The 23,561-nt window shown below is 46.2% G+C and carries 21 protein-coding genes; 14 read left to right on the plus strand and 7 right to left on the minus strand.

Features of this window, described 5'->3' with window-relative positions:
* Window positions 1–71 precede the first annotated feature (71 nt).
* Together ACYJZR_RS07275 and nagK are read left to right on the plus strand one after the other, a co-directional pair.
* Window positions 72–821, plus strand: coding sequence for a tRNA-uridine aminocarboxypropyltransferase (locus ACYJZR_RS07275; RefSeq protein ID WP_029842797.1), 750 nt, complete (start codon window positions 72–74; stop codon window positions 819–821).
* A gap of 173 nt (window positions 822–994) precedes the next feature.
* Window positions 995–1,903, plus strand: a complete 909-nt coding sequence (nagK, locus tag ACYJZR_RS07280) for an N-acetylglucosamine kinase (RefSeq protein ID WP_005495063.1) — start codon at window positions 995–997, stop codon at window positions 1,901–1,903.
* Between the two features lie 219 nt (window positions 1,904–2,122).
* Here the strand turns inward: nagK and ACYJZR_RS07285 are convergent, their stop codons facing one another.
* From ACYJZR_RS07285 to ACYJZR_RS07310, 6 genes are all read right to left on the minus strand, one after another.
* A complete protein-coding gene (locus tag ACYJZR_RS07285; protein ID WP_005377584.1) occupies window positions 2,123–2,389 on the minus strand; it encodes a DUF2960 domain-containing protein in 267 nt (88 codons plus the stop codon).
* A 74-nt stretch (window positions 2,390–2,463) separates the two neighbouring features.
* Entirely contained in the window at window positions 2,464–4,242 is a 1,779-nt protein-coding gene (locus tag ACYJZR_RS07290) for a bifunctional molybdopterin-guanine dinucleotide biosynthesis adaptor protein MobB/molybdopterin molybdotransferase MoeA (protein ID WP_406966341.1), read from the minus strand.
* Window positions 4,239–4,826: a molybdenum cofactor guanylyltransferase MobA gene (gene mobA, locus ACYJZR_RS07295; protein ID WP_025499924.1), complete on the minus strand. Its 588-nt coding sequence runs from the start codon at window positions 4,824–4,826 to the stop codon at window positions 4,239–4,241. Before mobA ends, ACYJZR_RS07290 begins: the two co-directional genes overlap by 4 nt.
* Window positions 4,804–5,523, minus strand: coding sequence for an energy-coupling factor ABC transporter ATP-binding protein (locus ACYJZR_RS07300; RefSeq protein ID WP_025522065.1), 720 nt, complete (start codon window positions 5,521–5,523; stop codon window positions 4,804–4,806). Before ACYJZR_RS07300 ends, mobA begins: the two co-directional genes overlap by 23 nt.
* A gap of 50 nt (window positions 5,524–5,573) precedes the next feature.
* The gene (locus tag ACYJZR_RS07305; RefSeq protein WP_005396188.1) at window positions 5,574–6,272 is read right to left on the minus strand and encodes an ABC transporter permease; all 699 of its coding nucleotides are present in this window, start codon (window positions 6,270–6,272) and stop codon (window positions 5,574–5,576) included.
* Between the two features lie 6 nt (window positions 6,273–6,278).
* Window positions 6,279–7,097, minus strand: a complete 819-nt coding sequence (locus ACYJZR_RS07310; protein ID WP_015296729.1) for an ABC transporter substrate-binding protein — start codon at window positions 7,095–7,097, stop codon at window positions 6,279–6,281.
* 325 nt (window positions 7,098–7,422) lie between these two features.
* Here ACYJZR_RS07310 and ACYJZR_RS07315 point away from each other — a divergent pair, with 325 nt between their 5' ends.
* The 3 genes from ACYJZR_RS07315 to ACYJZR_RS07325 all read left to right on the plus strand — a co-directional run bounded on the left by ACYJZR_RS07315 (window position 7,423) and on the right by ACYJZR_RS07325 (window position 12,747).
* Window positions 7,423–8,874, plus strand: a complete 1,452-nt coding sequence (locus tag ACYJZR_RS07315) for a sigma-54-dependent transcriptional regulator (protein WP_005453875.1) — start codon at window positions 7,423–7,425, stop codon at window positions 8,872–8,874.
* The gene (locus ACYJZR_RS07320; RefSeq protein WP_005495055.1) at window positions 8,864–10,903 is read left to right on the plus strand and encodes a sensor histidine kinase; all 2,040 of its coding nucleotides are present in this window, start codon (window positions 8,864–8,866) and stop codon (window positions 10,901–10,903) included. The genes ACYJZR_RS07315 and ACYJZR_RS07320 overlap by 11 nt, the downstream gene beginning before the upstream one ends.
* A gap of 251 nt (window positions 10,904–11,154) precedes the next feature.
* Window positions 11,155–12,747, plus strand: coding sequence for an ABC-F family ATPase (locus ACYJZR_RS07325; RefSeq protein ID WP_005453913.1), 1,593 nt, complete (start codon window positions 11,155–11,157; stop codon window positions 12,745–12,747).
* 360 nt (window positions 12,748–13,107) lie between these two features.
* Here ACYJZR_RS07325 and ACYJZR_RS07330 read toward each other — a convergent pair whose 3' ends face one another.
* Window positions 13,108–13,941 (minus strand): formate dehydrogenase accessory sulfurtransferase FdhD, encoded by an 834-nt coding sequence (locus ACYJZR_RS07330; RefSeq protein WP_005453887.1) that lies wholly within the window; start codon window positions 13,939–13,941, stop codon window positions 13,108–13,110.
* A 315-nt stretch (window positions 13,942–14,256) separates the two neighbouring features.
* On the opposite strand from ACYJZR_RS07330, the gene ACYJZR_RS07335 reads away from it, so the two are divergent.
* The 9 genes from ACYJZR_RS07335 to ACYJZR_RS07375 all read left to right on the plus strand — a co-directional run bounded on the left by ACYJZR_RS07335 (window position 14,257) and on the right by ACYJZR_RS07375 (window position 23,173).
* Entirely contained in the window at window positions 14,257–14,721 is a 465-nt protein-coding gene (locus tag ACYJZR_RS07335) for a DUF3305 domain-containing protein (RefSeq protein ID WP_005396177.1), read from the plus strand.
* A complete protein-coding gene (locus tag ACYJZR_RS07340; protein ID WP_023625031.1) occupies window positions 14,711–15,340 on the plus strand; it encodes a DUF3306 domain-containing protein in 630 nt (209 codons plus the stop codon). The genes ACYJZR_RS07335 and ACYJZR_RS07340 overlap by 11 nt, the downstream gene beginning before the upstream one ends.
* Before the next feature lie 308 nt (window positions 15,341–15,648).
* Window positions 15,649–17,310 carry a 4Fe-4S dicluster domain-containing protein gene (locus ACYJZR_RS07345; protein WP_020903769.1) on the plus strand — a complete coding sequence of 554 codons (1,662 nt, stop codon included), beginning with the start codon at window positions 15,649–15,651 and terminating at the stop codon, window positions 17,308–17,310.
* Window positions 17,311–17,319: 9 nt separating this feature from the next.
* Window positions 17,320–17,946 carry a TorD/DmsD family molecular chaperone gene (locus tag ACYJZR_RS07350; protein WP_406966342.1) on the plus strand — a complete coding sequence of 209 codons (627 nt, stop codon included), beginning with the start codon at window positions 17,320–17,322 and terminating at the stop codon, window positions 17,944–17,946.
* Window positions 17,947–18,019: 73 nt separating this feature from the next.
* Window positions 18,020–18,220: a twin-arginine translocation signal domain-containing protein gene (locus ACYJZR_RS07355; RefSeq protein WP_005396171.1), complete on the plus strand. Its 201-nt coding sequence runs from the start codon at window positions 18,020–18,022 to the stop codon at window positions 18,218–18,220.
* Window positions 18,221–18,230: 10 nt separating this feature from the next.
* Complete coding sequence (locus ACYJZR_RS07360) at window positions 18,231–21,086, plus strand: formate dehydrogenase subunit alpha (RefSeq protein WP_005453899.1); 2,856 nt, start codon at window positions 18,231–18,233, stop codon at window positions 21,084–21,086.
* 11 nt (window positions 21,087–21,097) lie between these two features.
* Window positions 21,098–21,706, plus strand: a complete 609-nt coding sequence (fdh3B, locus tag ACYJZR_RS07365) for a formate dehydrogenase FDH3 subunit beta (RefSeq protein ID WP_005453840.1) — start codon at window positions 21,098–21,100, stop codon at window positions 21,704–21,706.
* A 14-nt stretch (window positions 21,707–21,720) separates the two neighbouring features.
* Window positions 21,721–22,773, plus strand: coding sequence for a formate dehydrogenase subunit gamma (locus ACYJZR_RS07370; protein ID WP_083151278.1), 1,053 nt, complete (start codon window positions 21,721–21,723; stop codon window positions 22,771–22,773).
* Window positions 22,757–23,173, plus strand: a complete 417-nt coding sequence (locus ACYJZR_RS07375) for a membrane protein (RefSeq protein ID WP_005479430.1) — start codon at window positions 22,757–22,759, stop codon at window positions 23,171–23,173. Before ACYJZR_RS07370 ends, ACYJZR_RS07375 begins: the two co-directional genes overlap by 17 nt.
* Window positions 23,174–23,561: the final 388 nt, after the last annotated feature.

The raw sequence follows: 23,561 nt of genomic DNA on the forward strand, positions 1-23,561 counted from the left end.
ACGCTGCCGCCTTGTGAGCGAGCGGTTATACCAGTAGAATCGCGCTCTCGTTTTTATTTGGCATTTCCTTCATGAGAATCCACGCTTTCAATCGTTTATATCAGTATCGTCAATCCATCTCAACGAAGCCTTTCAATGCTCGTGGATGCAAAGTTCAGCGCTGCCCATTCTGTCAGGTTTCAGAGCAGCATTGTTTATGTGAATTGCAACCTGATATCGATAGCAATGTCGCGTGCATGCTGATTGTGTCTGAGAACGAAGTGTTTAAGCCAAGCAATACAGGCCGTTTGATTGCTGATACGGTGAAAGAGACTTACGTGTATCAATGGAATCGCACTGAACCTTCACAAGAGATGCTTGATCTTTTGTCCAACGATGACTACCAGCCGGTCATTGTTTTTCCTGCCGATTACGTTGATCAACCTGAGCGATTGCTAGATGGATTACACTCTGAGCACTTACATCGCACTGATGGTAATAGCAAAAAGTGGTTGTTGATTTTTATCGATGGTAGTTGGCGTGAGGCGCGAAAAATCTTCCGTCGCTCTGAGTTTTTACAGTCTCTACCAGTCCTATCTATCGAGCCGGAGTGTTTATCAGAATACATCATGCGCCGTTCTGAGAACGAGCAGCATCTTTCGACAGCTGAAGTTGCGACTTTAGTTTTGAAACAAGCCGGTGAGAACAAAGCATCGGAATGTCTTCAATTGTGGTTTGAAGCCTTTAGAGAAACCTACATGCTAACCAAGACCCGAGTCAAAAACGATCCTAATCGACCGCATTTGAAACGTTTCAAAGAGTGGTTGAAAACCGAGAGCTGACTCTAAGGAATGAACTTTTGTTGATGGCATGTTGTTCAACTGACTTCAGCGAGGGGATAAATCTGCATTCGGTCACGGTTTGCAGGCGTACAGATATGGATAATGCCACTAGTTTATACTTTTGACTCCAGCCATTTTTGGAGTCGTTTAAGCATTTTTTAGGAGAGAAATACATGTATTACGGCTTTGATGTCGGCGGCACTAAAATTGAATTTGGTGCATTTAACGAGAAGCTTGAGCGTGTAGCGACGGAACGTGTACCTACACCAACAGACAACTACGAGCTGCTGGTTGATACCATTGCGGAATTGGTTAACAAATACGATGCAGAGTTTGGTTGCGAAGGCACCATTGGTCTTGGTCTACCTGGCATGGAAGACGCAGACGATGCAACGGTATTAACAGTTAACGTTCCTGCGGCGAAAGGCAAACCACTGCGCGCGGATCTTGAAGCGAAAATCGGTCGCAGCGTAAAGATTGAAAACGATGCGAACTGTTTTGCGCTATCAGAAGCATGGGACGAAGAGCTTCAAGATGAGCCTTCTGTACTTGGTTTGATCCTAGGCACTGGTTTTGGTGGCGGTTTTATCTACGATGGTAAAGTTTTCTCTGGCCGTAACCACGTAGCAGGTGAGGTGGGTCATACTCGTTTACCTATCGATGCTTGGTTCCACTTAGGCGAAAACGCACCTTTGTTGGGGTGTGGCTGTGACAAGAAGGGTTGTTTAGACAGTTACCTTTCTGGTCGAGGCTTCGAGCTGCTCTACGCCCATTACTACGGTGAAGAGAAGAAAGCGATCGACATCATTAAAGCGCACGCAGAAGGTGAGGCGAAAGCCGTCGAGCACGTTGAGCGTTTTATGGAGTTGCTGGCAATCTGTTTTGCAAACATCTTTACAGCAACTGACCCACATGTTGTTGTGCTGGGTGGTGGTCTTTCCAACTTCGAATTGATTTACGAAGAGATGCCAAAGCGTATTCCTAAGTACCTGCTTTCTGTCGCGAAGTGTCCGAAGATCATCAAAGCAAAACACGGTGATTCAGGTGGTGTACGTGGCGCTGCGTTCCTAAACATCAAGTAGTGACTGAAACCTTACTCGATAAAGTAAGAAGAAATTTAAAGCCCCGTTTAGACCATCAAGGTAAAACGGGGCTTTTTACTTATATATCGAAGTAACTCATATACCCAAGTAACTCATATACCTAAGTAATTTCGGTATGCTCGGGTATAGAGCACGAACAAAAATAGCATGTATAAAAAAACTCGCGACGAATCGCGAGTTTTCTGTTTGTAGCTAAGCTTATTTGTTCTTTTTGCCTACGCCTAGGTTTTCTTTTTGAGCTAGGGTGATTTTGCTAAAGCCTAATTTTCTGAAGTAGTTGTCGCGGTAGTTGCGCACTGCTTTAGTGTCAGACACTGCTTCGATTTGTTGCTCCATCTTTAGGAACTCAGTGATATCGATACCTTCTGCTTCTGCAACCGCTTCTTGAATGTTGCGGTGCTGCTGGTATGAGAACGTCAGTTCTTTGTCTTGGTCTTTGTAAGTGTAAAGAATGGTGCGAGCCATAGCTGTCTCTCTGAAAAGGTTTCTGTATTAAACAAAAAGGCCAGACTCGCTGACCTTTGAATTTCTAGTTTGGGCTAGATTCTGCCTTGAAGTGGGATAATTGTCACGCTTTCTCCCGCTTTTACTGTATCAATAGCTGGGGAGATTTCGATCAAACAGTTCGCCTCACTCATTGAGCGCAAAATACCAGAGCCTTGCTTGCCTGTTGTACGAACGGTTAAACGGCCAGTGTCATCCAGTTCATAGATTCCTCGACTAAACTCGGTACGACCTTGGCGAGAGCGAAGATTCTCAGTCGCGATGGCATTCACTTTCAGAGGCTTCCAGCCTTGTTCGCCTTGCATCTTACGCAGTGCAGGCTCGACAAAGTTAATGAAAGAGACCATCACGGCAACAGGGTTGCCCGGCAGACCAAAGAACGGCTTGTTGTTGATTTGACCAAACGCTAATGGACGTCCCGGACGCATGTTGATTCGCCAAAAATCGATTTGACCAAGTTTATCCAAGGCAAGTTTGATGTAATCCGCATCACCAACGGATACGCCACCAGAAGTCATAACCACGTCTGCTTGCGCCGATGCGTTTTCCAACGCTTCAATCATTAACTGTTCATTGTCTTCCAGAATACCGAAGTCCAAGATCTCGCAGCCGAGCTTTTCAAGCATGCCCATGATGGTAAAACGGTTGGAATCGTAGATAGAATTCGCTTTTTGCTCTGTTCCCGGCGCTTGTACTTCGTCACCGGTGGAGAACACGGCAACTTTCAATTTGCGGAACACATTCGCTTCACCAAAACCAAGCGAAGCGATCATGCCCATTTCTGGAGAGGCTAGGCGAGTGCCTGCGGTAAAGACGTCACTGCCGATAGTGAGATCTTCACCTGCTTGACGAACGTTTTGGCCTGTTTTGATATGCGCACCGTTAAAGGTGACCTTGTCACCTTCTTGAGAGGCTTGCTCACGCATGACCACTGTGTTGCCGTTAAGTGGTGTTGGTGCGCCAGTCATGATCTTCACCGCTTGACCAACTTCAAGAGGCTGATCGTAAGCATGGCCCGCCATCACTTCAGCAACCACTTGGTAGCTATCGCGGTCAACATCATCACTGCGGATGGCGTAACCGTCCATCGCGGAGTTGGTGTACTGCGGCACGTTTACTGGTGAAATGATATGTTCCGCGAGAACGCGGCCATAGGCGTTTTCAATCTTGCATGCTTCTATTTCCGAAACCGTGTTCACCAAAGAAAGGATTTTTTCTTGGCCTTGAACCACAGAAAGGAAAGCCGGAGAAAGTGTGTCGCAACATGCGGCGTCTTTCTCTTTAGATTTTGGTGCTTTTGCATCTTGAACGTATTGAAGAACAAATTGAGCGATGGCATCCAAATCATTGATGTTCATTTGAGGGAGCTCAGAATCTAACTCCGCAGTGTCGGAAGCGATAGCAATGATGTTTTCATCGTGAGGGTAAAGCCAAGGTTTACCCACTTCTTCACGGTGCAATTCAATTTTAGGAAACGCGATGTTTTTACAGCCTTCGACCAAAACTACATCGAGCTTGTCTTCATCGAAACGTGTTAATAGGTATTCAAACTCTGCTTCGGCTTCTGGCGTTTCTGTCATTAACGCAAAACGGTTGCGAGAAGCAATCAGCATTTGAGACGCGCCGGCTTTGCGTAAACGGTAGCTGTCTTTACCCGGCTTATCGACATCGAAGTTGTGGTGCGCATGTTTTAGCATGCCAATGCGTAAACCTGCTTCAGTCAGCTTTGGCAATAGGGCTTCAAGTAGCGTGGTTTTGCCTGTGCCTGAATAAGCTGCAAAACCAAGAGTAGGAATATTTAGCGTGTGTTTCATGATTCTAATTGTCCAAATTGCGCCAGTTCTTCCGGAGTGTTCAAGTTGACGAAACAGTTTGGTGAGTCGCTAAAGTCAACGTAACTGGTGTTGCACTCTTTGTAGAGCAGAATGATTTTGCGGTCGCCACGTTCTAAAAATGCGGTGAGTTTTGGCAGTACGCGTTTGTGGTAGAGCGTGAAAACAGGTTGCTGATGGTCACCATCATGAGCGACCAAAATATCGCTGTCTGCTTTGACGGCCTGGCAGAAACGCTCGACAAGGTCGGTGTTAATTTGAGGGCTATCGCAAGGTACAAATCCGACCCAGTCAGTTTCAGCATGCATCAAACCCGCGTGAATACCGCCCATAGGTCCAGGGAAATCTTTGAATTGATCACTAAATACGAAACCAAATTTGCTGTACGCATCTTGGTTTCGATTGGCATTAATTAAAATGCGTGGTGTTTGTGGAGATAAACGTTCAATAACGTGTTCGATGAGTGGCTTCTGATTTAATTCAATCAGACCTTTATCTTTTCCACCCATACGGCTGGCTTGGCCACCAGCCAAAATGACCCAACTAGTTTGTGTTGGTTGAAGCATATGCATTCTCTTGGGATGTTTCTTTTGGTATGACATACAACAGAGGAGACTCTATCAAAGTCTTGTCTTTAATCCACCACTGTTTTTTACATAAGTCGGTCAGTGCGTTGGTTTGATGGCTTGTCACCACGATACTGGAACCACGATCCAAAAGATCTTTCGCCATCACCACCAATCGTTCAATGGACTCTTTGTCTAAAGACGCACTTGGCTCATCCATCAATAAAATCGACGGTTTTAAGATCCAAGCTCTTGCCATGGCAACACGCTGTTTTTCACCGCCGGACAACACGGAGATATGTTCGTCCGCTAATGTTTCTAAACCTACCATGCGTAGTGCGTGAATAACTTGAGCTCGCTTATCTTTTGGTGTGTCTTGTTGATATTTCACTCCATAGACTACGTTCTCATAAACAGTGCCATCAAAAAGGTAAGGAGATTGATGGAGATAAATCACATCGACACGGCCGTTGCGGCGCGTCAGTCTTTTCAGCCACGTATCTTTTGGTGCAACAACATCGCCAGTAGAAGGTTTTAGCAAGCCAGCAAGGATTTTGAGTAGGGTAGTTTTGCCCACACCATTGTCACCCTTGAGATAAATGGCATCATTTGGGCCGATGGCTAACTCAGGGATGTGGAAAAGCACACGCTCTTTAAAGCGCATGGATAACTGCTCGGCGGTGATTTTTATAGTCATAATGCGCCTCTACATGGGGTTAATGGTGAGTCGTTTGTTTGCTTCATGTTCTATGTTCTGAGGTAGCCTTTGCCTCTCATGCTTGATAAGAAGAAGTTTAGTGCCAACGCTAAAGATAGTAATACAATTCCTAATGCAACTCCTTGCGCAAAAGCACCTTTGCTGCTTTCCATTGCGATAGCGGTCGGAATATTGCGCGTTACGCCCATAATGTTTCCGCCCACCATCATTGAGCAGCCCACCTCGGTTACGATACGTGAGAACCCTGCAATGATAGCTGCAAGTAGAGGAAAGCGGGTTTCCCAAATCATCGTAGCAGCAACGCGCGGAATGGAGACGCCTAGAGTGATGGCGGTTTCCACTGCGCGACGGTCGCTAGATTGCAATGCACCATGCATCATCGATACCAAAACAGGGAAGCAGATCACCATTTGGCCGAAGATCATCGCCTTCTGAGTGAACAGCATTTGCCAGTCTCCCCAAGGGCCAGCGCGTGATAGCAACATATACAGCAAAAGGCCAATCACGACGGTAGGAACCGCTTGCAGCGTATTCACGATCGACAGCAAGAACCATTTCCCGCGAAAGTCGGTATACGCCAGTACAAAGGACATCAAAATAGCCGGCAATACCACCAAGGATATTGCCGTGATAGAAACACTAAAGGAGACCGCAACGATCTCCCATAGGTCTGCATCAAAATTCACCAGCAAGCGAAGCGCTTCCAGTGTTGTATCAGCAAGATTCATATTGCGTTATTTGCTCTCAGCATTCGCAACAAACAGTTGTTTACCGTTCAGGCGGAAACCATTGATAAGTTCCTGACCGCGAGGGTTCACCAACCAATCACTGAAAGCTTTTGCGCCTTGGTAATTGATTGTTGGGTAGCGCTCAGGGTTAACAAGAATAACTTGGTACGGGTTAAACAGTTTTTCATCGCCTTGGAACAGAATGTCTAGATCCAATTTGTTTTGGTAAGCCAACCATGTACCGCGGTCTGACATTGTGTAGCCTTGCATTTCAGACGCCATGTTCAGAGTTGGACCCATACCTTGACCTACGCTGCGGTAGCCACCAAAGTTTGGTTCGATTTTAGTTTGAGCCCAAAAGCCCATTTCTTTTTTGTGCGTACCAGAATCATCGCCGCGAGAGATGAACGTTGCGTTTTTGTTCGCGATCTCTTTGAATACATCTAACACGCTTTCGTCATCTTTGATTTTTGCTGGATCTGCTTTAGGGCCAACAATCACAAAGTCGTTGTACATCAGCTTACGAGGTAGAACGCCGTAGCCTTTCTCAACGAATGTGCCTTCGGCTTTTGGTGCGTGAGTCATCACCAAATCTACGTCACCGTTTTCGCCCATTTTTAGCGCTTTACCAGTACCGGCAGCAATAACATCGACTTTGTAGCCAGTGTCTTTTTCAAATTGTGGAAGTAGGTAGTCAAGCAAGCCTGAGTGGTAAGTACTGGTTGTAGTTGCTAGGCGGACGTGTTCAGCGTCTTGAGCAGAAAATGCAGAGTAGCTTACAAGCGTGATTGACGTTGCGGCCAATGTTAGCGCAATTTTTTTCATTTTTATGTGTTTCCTTTCCAATGATTCTTTGGCTTCTATCCGTCTAGGTGACAGCGAAGTCTCCGGAGCGATCTTGATTGCTCAAATCACAAGTTGCTTTAGGGTGTTGGAATAGCAAGTTCTCCAACATCCTGAGATCACTTTGATACCCCTTATAGCAAACAAGATGCCAACATTTTACAAGCCAAAAATGTTTGATTTATGCGCGGATTCATGGAGTTATTTGCACAAAAGTTTGCGTTGGTACAAAATGTCGCACTTTTTGTAGGGTATATCGTTTCAAACTTGGTACACTCTGTCCCATCCGAATCCATCTGGGGTAAATATGTCTACTCAATCCCATATTAGTACAAACCAACAATATAACGCCTTTTCCGTACTGGTCGTTGATGATGAATTGGGCATGCAAGCCATTTTAAAAAAGGCATTGGGAAAGCTTTTCTCACATGTCGACACCGCTGGCAGCATCGAAGAAGCAGAACAACTGCGCAATTCTCGCCATTATGATTTGATTTTGCTGGATATTAATCTGCCGGGGCGTTCTGGGATTGAGTGGGAAGAAGCGTTTGAAGATGATGAAAAACGCGCCGATGTGATTTTCATGACGGGTTATGCGGATCTAGAAATTGCCATTCGAGCGCTGCAGCTCGGTGCTTCCGACTTTATCCTCAAACCATTCAACCTTGAGCAGATGTTAAAAGCGGTCAGCCGCTGTATGGATCGCCGTTTGAACGAGCGCATGCAGTACGCCATGAAGCGTGATTATCAGCGTCACAATACTTCCGAGATCATTGGTGGTTCAGAAAAAACGCGTCAGCTCAAACAACTTATCACACAGTTTGCTCCATCACGAGCCTCAGTATTGGTTGAAGGCGAATCTGGCACGGGCAAAGAGTTGGTCGCGCGAGGCATTCATCAAGCAAGTGGGCGAACGGGCCCATTTGTGCCTATCAACTGTGGGGCGATTGCGCCAGAGCTACTCGAAAGTGAGTTATTTGGTCACACATCAGGTGCGTTTACTGGAGCGAAAAAGTCACGCGAAGGTTTGTTCCGCGTAGCGAATGGCGGCACTTTATTCCTTGATGAAATTGGGGAAATGCCGCTTTCCATGCAGGCATCATTATTGCGTGTGTTAGAGCAGCGTACAATTCGTCCTGTCGGTTCAGAAAGAGAGATCAGCATTGATGTCCGTATCGTGGCGGCAACCAACCGTAATCTGCAAGAAGAGGTCAACCAAGGCAATTTCCGCAGTGACCTATATTACCGTTTAAACGTTCTGAAAATTGAAGTGTGTCCGCTGCGAGAGCGCAAAACCGACTTATTTGAGTTAGTGCCATTTTTCAGCAACATGCTGACGCGCGAGCTCGGTATGCCTGCGCCAAAATGGGCGCACGAAGACATGGAAGCCATGAGTGAGTACGATTGGCCGGGCAACATTCGTGAGCTGAAGAACCTCATCGAGCGCTGCATTTTACTTGGTAAGCCACCAGCGCATTACTGGCGAGAGCTGAACGGTGGTCATTCTCTGCCTAATGTATCGATTACCGTTTCTCACTCCGCCGAGTTACCAACTTTTAGAGAAGGCAAAGAATTTACTGGCGAAGGCTACCCAAACAATTGGACTTTAAAAGAAGTCGAGAAAGCGCACATCAAACAAGTCGTTAATTTGCATGAAGGCAATAAATCGGCAGCGGCGCGCGACTTAGGCGTTGCCCGCAAGACGTTAGAACGCAAATACAAAGAATGGGATTCTGAGGATGAGGGATATGCCGACTAACTGGCAGCAGCACAAAGGATTGTCGAAATGGACGCACCGTTTTAAAACCATGGTGCGTTATCGCTTATTGATTTTAACCTCTGCACCGATCTTCCTTACGTTGATAGCGCTGATCGGTATTACGATTTATTGGTCTATCCATTACACGTGGCAAAACGCGCTGCTGGATGTGTCAGAGCGTTTGGGTGTGGCAAATAACAGCGTGACGTTGTTACAACAAAAGCAAGCCAATTACGTGCGAGCGTTTGCTGACTCCTACGACTTCCGAACTCGAATAAATCAAGGGACACCACAAGACGAGCTACAAAAGTGGGTTACTGAACAGAAAAAACGTTACTCCCTAGACTTTCTCTCTTTCCAACGCGTTAATTCGATGGAAAACAAATTCCGTTTTATGGATCTCACCAAGCGCGAATCGTTTTTTGATGTACTCAATCGGGAAGAACTCGAACAGCTCGATCCGGAACTCGCCAAACGGGCCGAAGTGCCCATTCTGGCTGATGGTGGAATGGAAGCGCGCGGCTTGGTGAGTCGTACCGTTATTCCGGTATACAGCCAAGCGAACGATTTGATCGGCTTCCTTGATGGTGGTTTGCTCCTCAACAACAGTACTGTACTGGTGGATCAAATCCGCGATCTCATTTATCTCAGTGATAATGACCGCCTTCGCCCTGTGGGTACGTTGACCGTGTTTCTTGATGATTTGCGTGTGAGCACCAATGTTCCTCTAGACAGCGATCATAGGCTAGGGCGCGCTATTGGTACGCGAGTGAGTGCTGAAGTGTATAACCAAGTGCTCTCTCAAGGTCAGCAATGGGTCGACCGCGCGTATGTGTACGATGCGTGGTACATCACCGCTTATCAACCAATCAAAGACCAGTACGATAACGTCATTGGTATGCTTTATACCGGCTACCTGATGTGGCCATTTGTGAAAGCATACATGACCAACATCGCCGAAATCAGCCTTATTACCTTAATGCTATTACTGGTTTCTGGCGTCATGGTTTATCGTGGTTCGCGTGATTTGTTCCGACCAATAGAGCGCATTCATAAAGTCGTTAAGCTCGTTCAACTTGGCAAAGAGAAACGTATTGGTCCCCTGGGGTTGGATGATCATCATGAGTTGGCGCAGTTGGCTAGACAGTTCGACAATATGCTTGACGCCTTGGAAGATCGCAAAATCGAACTCAAAAATGCTGCGGCGCAGTTGGAGTGTAAAGTTCAAGAGCGAACGGCTAGCTTGCGAGAAAAAACTGAGGAACTCGAACTTCACATTCAGTTGCTCAACCAAACCCGCGATAAATTGGTAGTGCATGAAAAACTGGCGGCGCTCGGTGAGCTGACCGCCGGGATTGCACACGAAATCAATAATCCAACTGCGGTAATTCTTGGTAACGTTGAGTTGATTCACTTTGAGTTGGGTGAAGATGCGAGTCGAGTTCAAGAAGAAATTGATGCAATTCACGCGCAAATTGACCGTATCCGCAATATCACTCGCAGTTTATTGCAATACAGTCGCCAAGGCGGTGTTCAAGATGAAATCACTTGGCAACATGTCAACCCGATCATTGATGAGAGCATCACCTTGGTCAAAACCGGTACTAAGAAGCGCGACGTCGAATTTATTACCGATTTACAAGCGCATACGCCAGTCGAAATTAATCGCCATCACTTGCTACAAATTTTGGTTAACCTGCAAATGAATGCCATTCATGCGATGAACGGCAAAGGAAAACTGATCGTAATGAGTGAAGATTGGATTGAAGAAGGTGAAATAAAGGGCGCAGCGATTCATGTTATCGACGATGGTTGTGGTATCAAACCAGAAAACTTAAATCGAATTTTCTCACCGTTTTACACGACGAAACGCGACGGCACAGGGCTAGGGCTATCGGTCTCCCAAAGTATTCTCAGCCAAACGGGTGGTGAGTTAAAAGCAGAGTCTGAATGGGGTAAAGGAAGTACATTCAGCATCTATTTACCGAAGAAAGCCGAGCTACTGCTGGAAGTGACGAACATCGCGTAACGTAAACCAACGCCAGTTCCATCAAAAAAGGTCAGTGAAGACTGGCCTTTTTCTTATCTACTCATCTTATCCTTCGTTGCCACTTTAAGTACGACAAATGACATGGGTTTTTCGCCTTTTCGTACAGAAAAACACAGGTAACGAAACATATTTCCCATTAATTAATAAAAACAAAACTTGAAGTATGTAGCTTGAAGCAGTACCGTTGCCCGGTTTTTTCTCAATACACTTAAATTGCTAAGGTAAAGGTTTTGATCTCCACAGCGAATATCACTCAACAATTTGGCGCTAAGCCGTTATTTGAAAACATCTCAGTTAAGTTTGGCGAAGGTAACCGCTATGGCTTAATCGGGGCTAACGGTTGTGGTAAATCAACCTTTATGAAGATCTTAAGCGGTGAGCTTGAGCCAACAGGCGGTAACGTAAGCTACGATCCAAATGAGCGCGTTGCAAAGCTAAACCAGGATCAGTTCGCGTACGAAGAATTCACGGTTATCGACACGGTAATCATGGGTCACAAAGAGCTTTGGGAAGTGAAGCAAGAGCGTGACCGTATTTACTCTTTGCCAGAAATGAGCGAAGAAGACGGCATGAAAGTGGCTGACCTTGAAGTTCAATTCGCGGAAATGGACGGCTACATGGCAGAAGCAAAAGCGGGTGAACTGCTTCTTGCTGTAGGCATCCCAATGGAACAACACTTCGGTTTAATGAGCGAAGTGGCTCCAGGTTGGAAACTGCGTGTGCTTCTAGCGCAAATCCTGTTTGCTGACCCAGACATCATGCTACTTGACGAACCAACCAACAACTTGGACATGGATACAATCCGTTGGTTGGAAGACACGCTAAACGCGCGTAACTGCACGATGATCATCATCTCGCACGACCGTCACTTCCTAAACTCAGTATGTACGCACATGGCTGACTTGGATTACGGTGAACTACGTGTTTACCCTGGTAACTACGACGAGTACATGACCGCGGCTTCTCAAGCTCGCGAACGTCTACTTAGCGACAACGCGAAGAAGAAAGCTCAAATCGCTGAGCTACAAACTTTTGTGGCGCGTTTCTCTGCAAACGCATCGAAAGCAAAACAAGCTACGTCTCGCGCGAAGCAAATTGACAAGATCAAACTGGACGAAGTTAAAGCGTCTAGCCGTCAAAACCCATTCATTCGTTTCGAACAGTCGAAAGAACTGTTCCGTAACGCTCTGATTGTTGAAAACCTAAGCCAAGGTTTTGAAGAGGACTTGTTCTCAGACTTCAATGCAATTTTTGAAGTGGGTGAGCGCGTTGCGATCATCGGTGAGAACGGTGTGGGTAAAACAACTCTTCTAAACACGCTTGCTGGTGTACTTGAACCTCGTGCGGGTGAGTTCAAATGGTCTGAAAATGCAAACATCGGTTACTACGCGCAAGACCACGCGCATGAGTTTGCAGAAGACATGAACTTAACGGATTGGATGGGTCAATGGCGTCAAGAGGGCGACGACGAGCAAGTGGTTCGTGGTTTCCTAGGTCGTATGCTGTTTGGTCAAGACGACATTAAGAAGTCAGTAAAAGTACTGTCTGGTGGTGAGCAAGGTCGTATGCTGCTTGGCAAGCTGATGATGCACAAGCCAAACATGTTGCTAATGGACGAACCAACCAACCACATGGACATGGAATCGATCGAATCTTTGAACACCGCGCTTGAGCAATACAAAGGCACGTTGTTCTTCGTATCTCATGACCGTGTGTTCGTAGACTCGCTAGCAACGCGTATTATCGAAATTCGCGATGGCAAGATTTCAGACTTCAAAGGTACTTACTCTGAGTTCTTGAAATCTCGTGGCGTTGACGCGTAATTACTCATACAGCGCTTGAAAAGTAAAAGCCTCGCTATTTAGCGAGGCTTTTTTAATTGGTCTTAATCCTTAAACTGACCGGTTAGATACGCATATATGCCGACGACACCAAATGTAATGATCATTGAGAGCATAATGCCACTGGGCGTGAGCAAAAAATTCCACAGTTGGTCATTGTCCATAGTTCACATCCTTTGTGAATGAGCTGTAGTTAGCATCAATTAAACAAGTATTGTATTGCTACAACAAACGTTGCTATTTCTGGCTTATATCGCTTAGTTAAGCCTTCATAACGTGATGATTTACTTATCCCAATCGTTATAAGTTTACACTAATCGGCGGTTTTGTAATGTGTTCTCGTTAACGAGATGCGTTTTCGCCTTTCACATCAAACTCAATCTTGTCCGCTCCGGTAAATACTTGGAATCGCAAACCTTTCGCACGCGCAATGGTCGTAATGCCAAATTGCTTCGCTAGATCTAACCCCATTTGAGTAACGCCAGAGCGAGAAAGCAGAACAGGAATGCCCATTTGAGCTACTTTAATCACCATCTCTGATGTAAGGCGACCTGTTGTGTAGAAAATTTTATCTTCACCTGTCTCTTCTTTGAGCCACATCTCACCTGCAAGCGTATCCACTGCGTTGTGACGGCCGACATCTTCCACAAATGACAATACCTCATTGCCTTTGCAAACCGCACAGCCATGCACCGCGCCCGCTTTTTTGTAGGTGTCGTTGTAATGAGTCAACGCTTCAAGTGCGGAGTAGATTTCTGATTGCTTAAGCGGAACTTGAGGCACTTGGTAGTTCTCAAGTTGTTTCATCACGTTGCCATACATGGTGCCTTGACCACAGCCAGATGTGACGGTTTTCTTTTTCAGAGCGCCTTCTAAATGTTCGGTATTTTCTTTAGTAATCACCGCTGCGGAATGCGTTTCCCAGTCAATAATGACGGATTCAATCGCTGCTGGATCAGACAGGAAGCTTTGGTTTTTTAAATAACCCAGTACTAGCGCTTCTGGACGCGAACCTAGCGTCATGAGCGTGACCACTTCTTTCCAGTTCAGCATGACCGTAAGAGGACGCTCGCAAGCGATTTGCTTCGTGAGCTTTTCGCCGTACTCGTCGTACACATCGACTTCAATGGTTTGCAGGGGATTTTCACTGGTTTTAATAATATTTGGTTTCAGCACAGTCGTGTCCTAGTGATTAAGAGCGTTAGGTTGCTACGCATTTAGCTTGCTAAGTGGTTAGCAAAGCAAATCTCGTTCCAAAATAGCGGTTCCCATAAAAATTGCGAGGTTTTATGTCAACAATGCATTAAAACTGCGATATCGCAGTAATGACACATCAATAAATTTGAGTTTCAACTACTTTGGTACTTGAGTATAGCGCTGTGTATAGGATTGATTTGGCGCGGTTATTGCTTTGTAGCGATGAAATGGATGAAAGCCAAGGTCAAAATGTCCTGTGAGTTTTCAGACCAAAATAGAAAAACTGGGTGAGTTATGTCGGATAAGAAAGATTTCGAGAACAATTACGAGAAGACTGAAGACGCATGGCCAATTGGCGTAGAGCTTGTTGAGCATGAGATCAGTACAGGGATTTGGGTGACAACCCAATGGCAGTTGACGGGATTTGCGCTAAATCCGACGGAAGAGACTCCAGATGTTTGTCTGTTGCAATTGCACAAAGACGAGCGTACAGACTACCGCTTTAACTTAAGCTCTCAGCAACCTAAACTTTTTTTAGTGATGGATAACGTCGAGTCTGGTGAAAAACCAGCGATACAGCTACTAACGGCTTCACAATCTGTCGCGGCGCAATATATGGATGGCGACAACCTTGTACTATCCAACGATATGCCGTTAGCCGTTCAGGCTTGGATGGAAGCCTTTATCGGTCGCCACGGTGAGTTGTTAGAAGTAAGACGTAAGAAACGCAAAGGAGCGGGCAGAGCAAATGGCAACTAGTTTTTTAAGCCGTTGGTCGAAACGTAAATTAGAAGAACCTTCCCAACAGGATGAAGAGATCACGCCGATAGCAGAGACGGAGCAATCCGAAGATTGTGTCACAGCGCTTTCAAACGCTGACGAAAGCTCAGACGCTTTGAACGTCAACGAGGTTAGTCAGTCACCAGACATTACCGCGAGTGTAGAGACTGAAAAGCCCGAAGAAATGTCTGTGGCGCAACTGCTGGTTTCTGAAGCTTCAGAAAGCGTTAAGAAAGCCGCGCTGCGCAAAATGTTCTTGTCCGAAGAATTTAATGTGCGTGATGGCCTAGACGATTACGATGATGATTACAGTAACTTAAAGTCACTTTCTAAAGACGTCGCAGAGACGCTGCGTGATTGGGTTAAAGAAAAAGTGGAAGAAGAACCAGACGCTGAAACGGCGCAAGGATCTGAACTTAACGCTGACGATATCTCATCTGAAGTGGTTGAAGACTCAGAACCAAACGCCGAAAAAAGTGCCGGAATTACCCAAGATGAAAATGAACTGTATATAAATACAGTATCTGGTGAAAGTGATACTTTTGCTGAGGAATCACCGCCTAACGAGGTGAGACAAAATATACCACACAAAGAATAGGTACATTTTGACTAAACACTCAATGAACCGGCTGGGACAAAATGTCTCAACCGGTTTTTTTATCCCTACTATTTGTCGGTAAAATGTCTAACTGATTGAATTTTAATTGATATTTTATTGGCATGACATTTGCTATTTGTTGCTCAATACCAATCTGGTTGAAGTTAGCACGGACGCACTGCGTAGTATTCATCGCCTAGAGATGGCGGAATAAGAATGCTCATTGATAAGTTAATCAGCAGAATCTCCGGCGCTAACTACACTAAGAGATGGAAAAGACTATCCATGTTCATAAATGGAATTGAGCAATGCTGAAACAATTATTAGAACAAGCAACTTCCAATAACGGTAAAGCGAGGCTGTACGCTTTCGAAAATACCGTAGAGTTGACCAATCTTATTCCACCAACCGTAAGCTATGAAAGCGGCGGTAATACTTTGATTGTGGGTCCAACGGCAATCATCGAAAGTGCGGCAGCGCAATTGTCGCAAATGAACAGCCTAACGCTGCTTTCTACCGATGGCGAAAAGGGAACAAATCCCGAGCTTTACTACGCCAATTCGGTTCAGGTTTCAGGGTTCTTAGGTACGTTTGAAGTTCTGATTGAAAATCATGGTTCGACCAACAATCTTGCCAAGGTCGCGATCAATAGCGATTGTTTCGATATCGTACTCGATCTTTGCCTAAACAGCTGCATGTCGGAAGAAGTACCAGTACCGGGCTACTACCCAGTTGGTCGTGGCTATCCGAAACTGGCTGAAGCGTTGGAAGAAATTCCAACCTTGATGGGGACGTTCGATAAACCGAAATTCTTCCGTTTAGATACCGATCTATGTGCACACAGCTCTCGTGGCGTAAAAGGTTGCGAACGTTGTGTGGATGCTTGTCCGGCAGGGGCACTATCGAGTGAAGGCAGCGACAAAACGGGCCATCGCATCGAGATCAACCCATACCTATGTCAAGGCGTGGGTACTTGTGCTACAGCGTGTCCGACAGAAGCTATTCATTACGCACTGCCAAACCCCGAAGATACGCAAAAGTTTATTGAACGTACGCTAGCCAACTATGAGCAAGCGGGTGGTTTAGATCCTATCGTATTGATTTGTAGTTCTCGCCACGAGAGCTACAACGTGATGGCACTAAAAGCATTGCCAGATAATGTGATTCCAATTGTGGTGGAAGAACTGCCTTCGGTTGGTATAGATACTTGGTTTGCCGCGCTTGTGAACGGTGCCACTCAGGTGCTGTTTGCGGCTTCGCGTTTTATGCCTCAAACCATTATTCGTGTGCTTAATAGCGAAGTAGGTATTGCTCAAGAGCTGCTCGACCAACTTGGTATCGCCAAAGAAACCATCGACATTTTGTACCTAGAGTCACTACGTGAAGGTGCTCCGACACTTTGTACTGAGTCTTTTGATTTGGCATTAGGTGATTTGCAAGGTAACAAACGTCAGCGTCTATTTACGGCGTTGGATGCGTTGTCAGCATCACGTATTCCAGTTGAGAACATTGTTGAGCTTCCAGCGAACGCACCTTACGGCACAGTCTCTTGTGAAAATAAAGATTGTACGTTGTGCATGAGCTGTGTGGCGGTGTGTCCAACACGTGCATTGCATACGGACGGCCAATCTCCGTCGCTTAAATTCGTCGAGCAAGACTGCATTCAATGTGGGCTGTGCGAGAAAGCGTGTCCAGAGAAAGTGCTGACGCTTACTCCTCGTATGAACTGGGTGAAAGAAGAACGCCAGAAAGCGGTTGTGATTCATGAAGAAAAGGCAGCCGAGTGCATTCGTTGTCACAAGCCTTTTGCTCCGCAATCGATGATCGACATGCTGCAAAACAAGCTTCGTGGTCATTCTCATTTCTCTGATGAAGCCGCCATTAATCGCATCGCCATGTGTGAAGACTGTCGTGTGATCGACATGTTTGAGTCGATGGCTGCTGATCCAATGAATCAATTGAAATACTAGGAGCTCGCAGTGGATACACAACAAGAACAAACACTGAGAACGGACATTTATCTCGTTCTATCCGCACTTTTTCGTAGTGCGCCAACTGATGAAATGCTGGCGTTCTTGAAATCGCTAGAAATTGAGCCGTCTGAGAGCGCGATGCAAAAAGCTTGGCTCGCACTGCAACAAGCCTCGAACGAAGCGCAACGAGAAGCATTAGAAGAAGAATATCAAGATCTGTTTATTGGCATTGGACGTGGTGAAGTTGTGCCATTCGGATCTTGGCATCGCACTGGCTCGATGATGGAAAAACCGTTAGCGGAAATTCGTCGCGATCTGGATCTTTTAGGCATCGAACGAGAAGAGAACGTGAAAGAGCCTGAAGACCATATTTCTGCACTGTGCGAAGTGATGGCAATGCTGACGGGTGAAGAGGAAGAACTTCAACAAGCGGTGTTTAACAAACACATCGCCCCTTGGTTCCAATCTTTTACGCGCCAACTAGAGAACGCAGAAAGCGTGAACTTCTACAAGCCAGCTGCACAGCTTTGCGATGCATTTTTAACGTTAGAGCAAGTGCGCTTTAGCGTGAATACCAAAAGCAGTAAGAGCAAATTAAAAATTGATGTGAAAAACGTCACTGATTACGAGTAATCGAGCAGTACTTGGTCATATCGATAGAGAGGCATGAGTCTCCAAAGATCTACCGTAAGGTAAGGAAGCAATGATGAAAGATAATAAAGAAATAAACACAAGCCGTAGGGATCTCCTAAAAGGCTTCACAACCGCTGCCGTTGCTGGTGCTGTTGTTGCGGGAACCACAAAAGTGGCCGTTGCTTCAGAAACGGTTGAGCCTTCTGAAAAAGACGTGAAGAAGAAAGGGTATCGTGAAACTCAACACATTCGCGATTACTACGACACACTTTAGGAGATAACGGATGAAACTTGTCAAACGCTCCGACAGTGTGAGCAAAGAAACGAACCAGCTTGGCGTATCTCGTCGTGCATTCATGAAAAACACTTCGCTTGCCGCTGGTGGCGCAGTGGTTGGTGCTAGTCTATTCGCACCGGGAATGATGAAAAAGGCGCAAGCAAAATCAGTCGACCCAGAAGCGAAAACAGAAGTAAAACGTACTATCTGTTCTCACTGTTCAGTGGGTTGTGGTATTTACGCAGAAGTTCAAAATGGTGTTTGGACGGGTCAAGAGCCTGCATTCGACCACCCATTTAACGCCGGTGGACACTGTGCAAAAGGCGCAGCACTGCGTGAACATGGCCACGGTGAGCGCCGTCTTAAATACCCAATGAAGCTTGAAAACGGTAAGTGGAAAAAGCTTTCTTGGGATCAAGCGATCGAAGAAATCGGTAACAAGGTGATGGACATCCGCAAAGAGTCTGGCCCTGATTCGGTTTACTTCTTGGGAAGCGCAAAGCACAGCAACGAACAAGCGTACTTGTTCCGCAAAATGGCATCACTTTGGGGCACTAACAACGTTGACCACCAAGCGCGTATTTGTCACTCAACAACCGTGGCGGGTGTAGCGAACACTTGGGGTTACGGTGCGATGACCAACTCTTTCAATGACATGCACAACTGTAAGTCGATGCTGTTCATTGGTTCAAACCCAGCTGAAGCACACCCAGTAGCGATGCAGCACATTCTGATCGCGAAAGAGAAGAACAACTGTAAGATCGTCGTAGCGGATCCTCGTCGTACACGTACGGCAGCAAAATCGGATCACTATGTCTCACTTCGTCCTGGTTCTGACGTAGCATTCATTTGGGGTGTGTTGTGGCACATCTTCGAAAACCAATGGGAAGATAAAGAGTTCATCCGTCAACGTGTATTCGGTATGGATGAAATCCGTGCTGAAGTAGCGAAGTGGACGCCAGCAGAAGTTGAGCGCGTAACAGGCGTAAGCGAAGAAGACGTTTACCAAACAGCAAAACTGCTTTCTGAAAATCGCCCGGGCTGTATTGTTTGGTGTATGGGTGGTACTCAGCATACTACTGGTAACAACAACACACGTGCTTACTGTGTGCTTGAGCTAGCGCTTGGTAACATTGGTAAATCAGGCGGCGGCGCAAACATCTTCCGTGGTCACGATAACGTACAAGGCGCGACCGACCTTGGCGTACTTTCTGACACGCTACCGGGTTACTACGGCCTTTCTGAAGGTGCTTGGCGACACTGGTCAAAAGTGTGGGAAATCGATTACGAATGGATTAAAGGTCGTTTCGATGACAATGCTTACGGTGGTCAAAAACCAATGAACAGTGCAGGTATTCCTGTATCTCGTTGGGTGGATGGCGTACTAGAAAACAAAGACAACATTCGTCAACGCGAAAACATCCGTGCAATGTTCTACTGGGGTCACGCAGTGAACTCTCAAACACGTGGTGTTGAGATGAAAAAAGCGATGCAGAAGTTGGACATGATGGTGATTGTGGACCCATACCCAACTGTTGCTGCGGTAATGAACGACCGTACCGACGGCGTTTACTTGCTTCCTGCAACAACGCAGTTTGAAACATACGGCAGTGTTACCGCTTCTAACCGCTCTCTGCAATGGCGTGATCAGGTGATTGAACCTTTGTTCGAATCAAAACCTGACCATGAAATCATGTACCTGCTTTCGAAGAAACTGGGCTATTCAGATCTTCTGTTCAAAAACATCCGTGTTGAAAACAACCAGCCGGTGATTGAAGACCTAACGCGTGAATTCAACAAAGGCATGTGGACGATTGGTTACACAGGCCAAAGCCCAGAGCGTTTGAAAGCGCACCAACAAAACTGGCATACGTTCCACAAAACCACATTGGAAGCGGAAGGTGGCCCTGTCAACGGTGAAACCTACGGTCTACCTTGGCCATGTTGGGGTACGCCGGAAATGAAACACCCAGGCACACACATTCTGTACGATACGTCTAAGACGGTTGCCGAAGGTGGCGGTAACTTCCGTACGCGCTTTGGTGTGGAATTCGAAGGCAAGAGTCTTCTTGCAGAAGACAGCTACTCGAAAGGCTGTGAAATCAAAGACGGTTACCCAGAATTCACTGACAAGTTGTTGAAACAACTTGGTTGGTGGGACGATCTAACGGCTGAAGAGAAAGCGGCAGCAGAGGGTAAAAACTGGAAGACTGACCTTTCTGGCGGTATTCAGCGTGTCGCGATCAAGCACGGTTGTATCCCATTTGGTAACGCGAAAGCGCGTGCGATTGTTTGGACGTTCCCAGACCGCGTACCACTGCATCGTGAACCACTGTACACACCACGTCGTGACCTTGTAACGGATTACCCAACTTGGGATGACAAAGATGCAATCTTCCGTGTTCCTACGTTGTATAAATCAATTCAAGAGCAAGACAAATCGGGCGAGTACCCAATCGTTCTGACTTCTGGCCGTCTGGTTGAATACGAAGGTGGTGGTGAAGAGACGCGTTCAAACCCTTGGCTTGCCGAGCTTCAACAAGAAATGTTTGTTGAAGTGAACCCGAAAGACGCGAACGATCTTGGCTTCAGAGATGGTGATGATGTTTGGGTTGAAGGTGCAGAGAAGGGGCGAATCAAGGTGAAAGCGATGGTAACACGTCGTGTGAAACCTGGCTTGGCGTTCATTCCGTTCCACTTTGGCGGTAAGTTCGAAGGTGAAGACCTACGTCCTAAATACCCAGAAGGCACGCAACCTTATGTTGTTGGCGAAGCCGCCAACACGGCAACCACTTACGGTTACGACCCTGTTACTTTGATGCAGGAAACCAAAGTAACCCTATGTAACATTCGTAAAGCGTAAGGAGTCTGACAATGGCACGAATGAAATTCCTATGTGACACCAAACGCTGTATCGAGTGTAACGGCTGTGTTACTGCATGTAAGAACGAAAACGACGATGCGCTTGAATGGGGTATCCAACGTCGTCGCGTTGTGACACTTAATGACGGTGAACCGGGTGAAAACTCGATCTCTGTTGCTTGTATGCACTGTACAGATGCGCCTTGTATGGCGGTTTGTCCAGCTGACTGTTTCGAGCATACAGAAGACGGCATCGTACTTCACAATAAAGATCTGTGCATCGGCTGTGGTTACTGCTTGTTTGCTTGTCCGTTTGGCGCTCCACAGTTCCCGAAACAAGAAGCGTTCGGTGAACGTGGCAAAATGGACAAATGTACGTTCTGCGCAGGCGGTCCAAACACTGAACCAGGTTCAGAAGAAGAACGCCAAAAATACGGTGCGAACCGTATCGCAGAAGGCAAACTACCGATGTGTGCATCGCTATGTTCAACAAAAGCACTACTTGCGGGTGACGCAGAGAAAGTCTCTGATATTTTCCGTCAACGAGTGGTAGAGCGCGGCGCGAAAAACGCAGGTTGGACAGACGGAAACGATCTTTCTTACGATGCGACGAAAAGCTAAGTAAGGAGAGGCACATGTTAAACACTCTTAAACGTGCGTCTCTAGCGATGCTGTCAATGATGACGGCATTGCTGCTGACTTTCGTAATGCCTGCTTCAGCAGAGGAGCAATCTTCTAAAGTGGTTCAACAGGAGATAACGCAACTCGCCGGGGCAGACTATTGGCGCGAAGTCAGAGAGGGGCAAGAAGGTTATACCACGTCTAAATCGCCAGAACATGGCGTATTAATCAGTAAACCTGGTGAGACTTGGTACATTCTAAAAGAGAAATGGATGTCTCCTGCTGGTGCTGTCGCGATTTTCGGCAGTATCGCGATGGTTATCATGGCTTACGTATTTGTTGGCCCTTTGATGCTAAGTAAGCCTCGTACAGGCAAAAAGATGAAGCGCTGGTCTCGCTTGGATCGCGCTCTCCACTGGAGTATGGCGTTTACATTCTTAACGCTTGCATTCAGTGGTTTGATGCTGGTTTACGGTAAGCACTTTTTAAAACCGTATGTTCCTACCGAGTTTTGGGGCTTTATCGTCATGTTGGCGAAGCAGTACCACAACTACATGGGACCACTGTTCTTCATTTTGCTGATGTTTGTACTCTTGAAATGGTGGCGCAAGTCGATTCCAAACATGACAGATATTCGTTGGTTCATGAAAATGGGCGGCATGGTTGGTAAGCACAAAGGAACGCATCCATCGGCAGGGTTCTCAAACGGTGGTGAGAAAGCCATCTACTGGTTGTTGATTTTCTTTGGCGCTATTGTCGCGGTAAGTGGTTTAGTTTTGGATTTCCCAATCTTTGGGCAAACTCGACGAGATATGGAACTTTCTAACCTAGTTCATGCCATTTCAGCCCTGATTCTGATCTGTGGCTTTATTTTCCACATCTATATCGGTCTATTCGGTATGGAAGGTGCGTTAGAAGGCATGGTGACTGGTGAAGTCGATGAAACATGGGCGAAAGAGCATCACGACCTTTGGTATGAAGAAGTGAAGTCTAAAGAAGCGATGGGCGAAACAGAATCAAAACCAACGACAGAGAAAGGAGCGAAAGCGAATGAACAAACATCATAACGGGATTTGGATTGCGTATATCCTGAGTTGTTTTACCCCGTTTACGTTTTTGATCTCAGGCGTTATCGCAATTATCTATGCGGGTTACCGTTTGGATAAGGGGGAAGACAGCGACGTAGTGATTTCTCATTACTACGGTCTGATTCGTACCTTCTTCCTCTACCTGACGTTTTTTGTGGTGCTGATTGTCACCGTAGCGACCTCTAACGGTGTGCTAGTCGGGGTGAGTGATTATTGGGTGAAAAGTACGTTGATCGAAGACATCGCTTACTTCATCCCTTGGGTCGGAATGGTATTCGCTGCGTTAGCTATTCTTGTCTGGTTCATCCGTATGTTCCAAGGCATGCAGCAACTGCGTAACAATCAACCTCATACTCCCTCTACAGGTCCAAATCTATAATTGAACCTCAACAACATCAAAGCCGCCTTATTTAGGGCGGCTTTTTTATTGCTTCGGTTATGCAATGGAGAGCCAGAAGCTTGTCGTGACACGCTGGACATGATCATAACGTTCTATAGTTTGAGTCAACTTCTCTTGTGTGAGACACGGTATCTCAGTCATGCGACTATTGTGAATTTTCTTGGTGAATTTTGTTATCTGGGGAGCGAATCAAATTAACAAAAGAAATTGCTCTCTAAAAGGCAAATCGCTGAGACCTCAGTCTCACTCACACTATTGTTCATTTACTCAAGGCATTTTTAGCCGCTAGAGTACGCGACGCTCAGCTTTTTAAAGAGCATCAAATTCGCCTTAGTGCATTCAAGTCAAGGAATAGTCGAATTCTGAA

This window comes from Vibrio sp. RC2502 (assembly GCF_054850435.1).

Coding starts and splice junctions, on each gene's coding strand:
- ACYJZR_RS07275 (WP_029842797.1), top strand. CDS start 72: ATGAGAATCCACGCTTTCAATCGTTTATATCAGTATCGTCAATCCATC.
- nagK (WP_005495063.1), top strand. CDS start 995: ATGTATTACGGCTTTGATGTCGGCGGCACTAAAATTGAATTTGGTGCA.
- ACYJZR_RS07285 (WP_005377584.1), bottom strand. CDS start 2,389: ATGGCTCGCACCATTCTTTACACTTACAAAGACCAAGACAAAGAACTG.
- ACYJZR_RS07290 (WP_406966341.1), bottom strand. CDS start 4,242: ATGAAACACACGCTAAATATTCCTACTCTTGGTTTTGCAGCTTATTCA.
- mobA (WP_025499924.1), bottom strand. CDS start 4,826: ATGCTTCAACCAACACAAACTAGTTGGGTCATTTTGGCTGGTGGCCAA.
- ACYJZR_RS07300 (WP_025522065.1), bottom strand. CDS start 5,523: ATGACTATAAAAATCACCGCCGAGCAGTTATCCATGCGCTTTAAAGAG.
- ACYJZR_RS07305 (WP_005396188.1), bottom strand. CDS start 6,272: ATGAATCTTGCTGATACAACACTGGAAGCGCTTCGCTTGCTGGTGAAT.
- ACYJZR_RS07310 (WP_015296729.1), bottom strand. CDS start 7,097: ATGAAAAAAATTGCGCTAACATTGGCCGCAACGTCAATCACGCTTGTA.
- ACYJZR_RS07315 (WP_005453875.1), top strand. CDS start 7,423: ATGTCTACTCAATCCCATATTAGTACAAACCAACAATATAACGCCTTT.
- ACYJZR_RS07320 (WP_005495055.1), top strand. CDS start 8,864: ATGCCGACTAACTGGCAGCAGCACAAAGGATTGTCGAAATGGACGCAC.
- ACYJZR_RS07335 (WP_005396177.1), top strand. CDS start 14,257: ATGTCGGATAAGAAAGATTTCGAGAACAATTACGAGAAGACTGAAGAC.
- ACYJZR_RS07340 (WP_023625031.1), top strand. CDS start 14,711: ATGGCAACTAGTTTTTTAAGCCGTTGGTCGAAACGTAAATTAGAAGAA.
- ACYJZR_RS07345 (WP_020903769.1), top strand. CDS start 15,649: ATGCTGAAACAATTATTAGAACAAGCAACTTCCAATAACGGTAAAGCG.
- ACYJZR_RS07355 (WP_005396171.1), top strand. CDS start 18,020: ATGAAAGATAATAAAGAAATAAACACAAGCCGTAGGGATCTCCTAAAA.
- ACYJZR_RS07360 (WP_005453899.1), top strand. CDS start 18,231: ATGAAACTTGTCAAACGCTCCGACAGTGTGAGCAAAGAAACGAACCAG.
- fdh3B (WP_005453840.1), top strand. CDS start 21,098: ATGGCACGAATGAAATTCCTATGTGACACCAAACGCTGTATCGAGTGT.
- ACYJZR_RS07370 (WP_083151278.1), top strand. CDS start 21,721: ATGTTAAACACTCTTAAACGTGCGTCTCTAGCGATGCTGTCAATGATG.
- ACYJZR_RS07375 (WP_005479430.1), top strand. CDS start 22,757: ATGAACAAACATCATAACGGGATTTGGATTGCGTATATCCTGAGTTGT.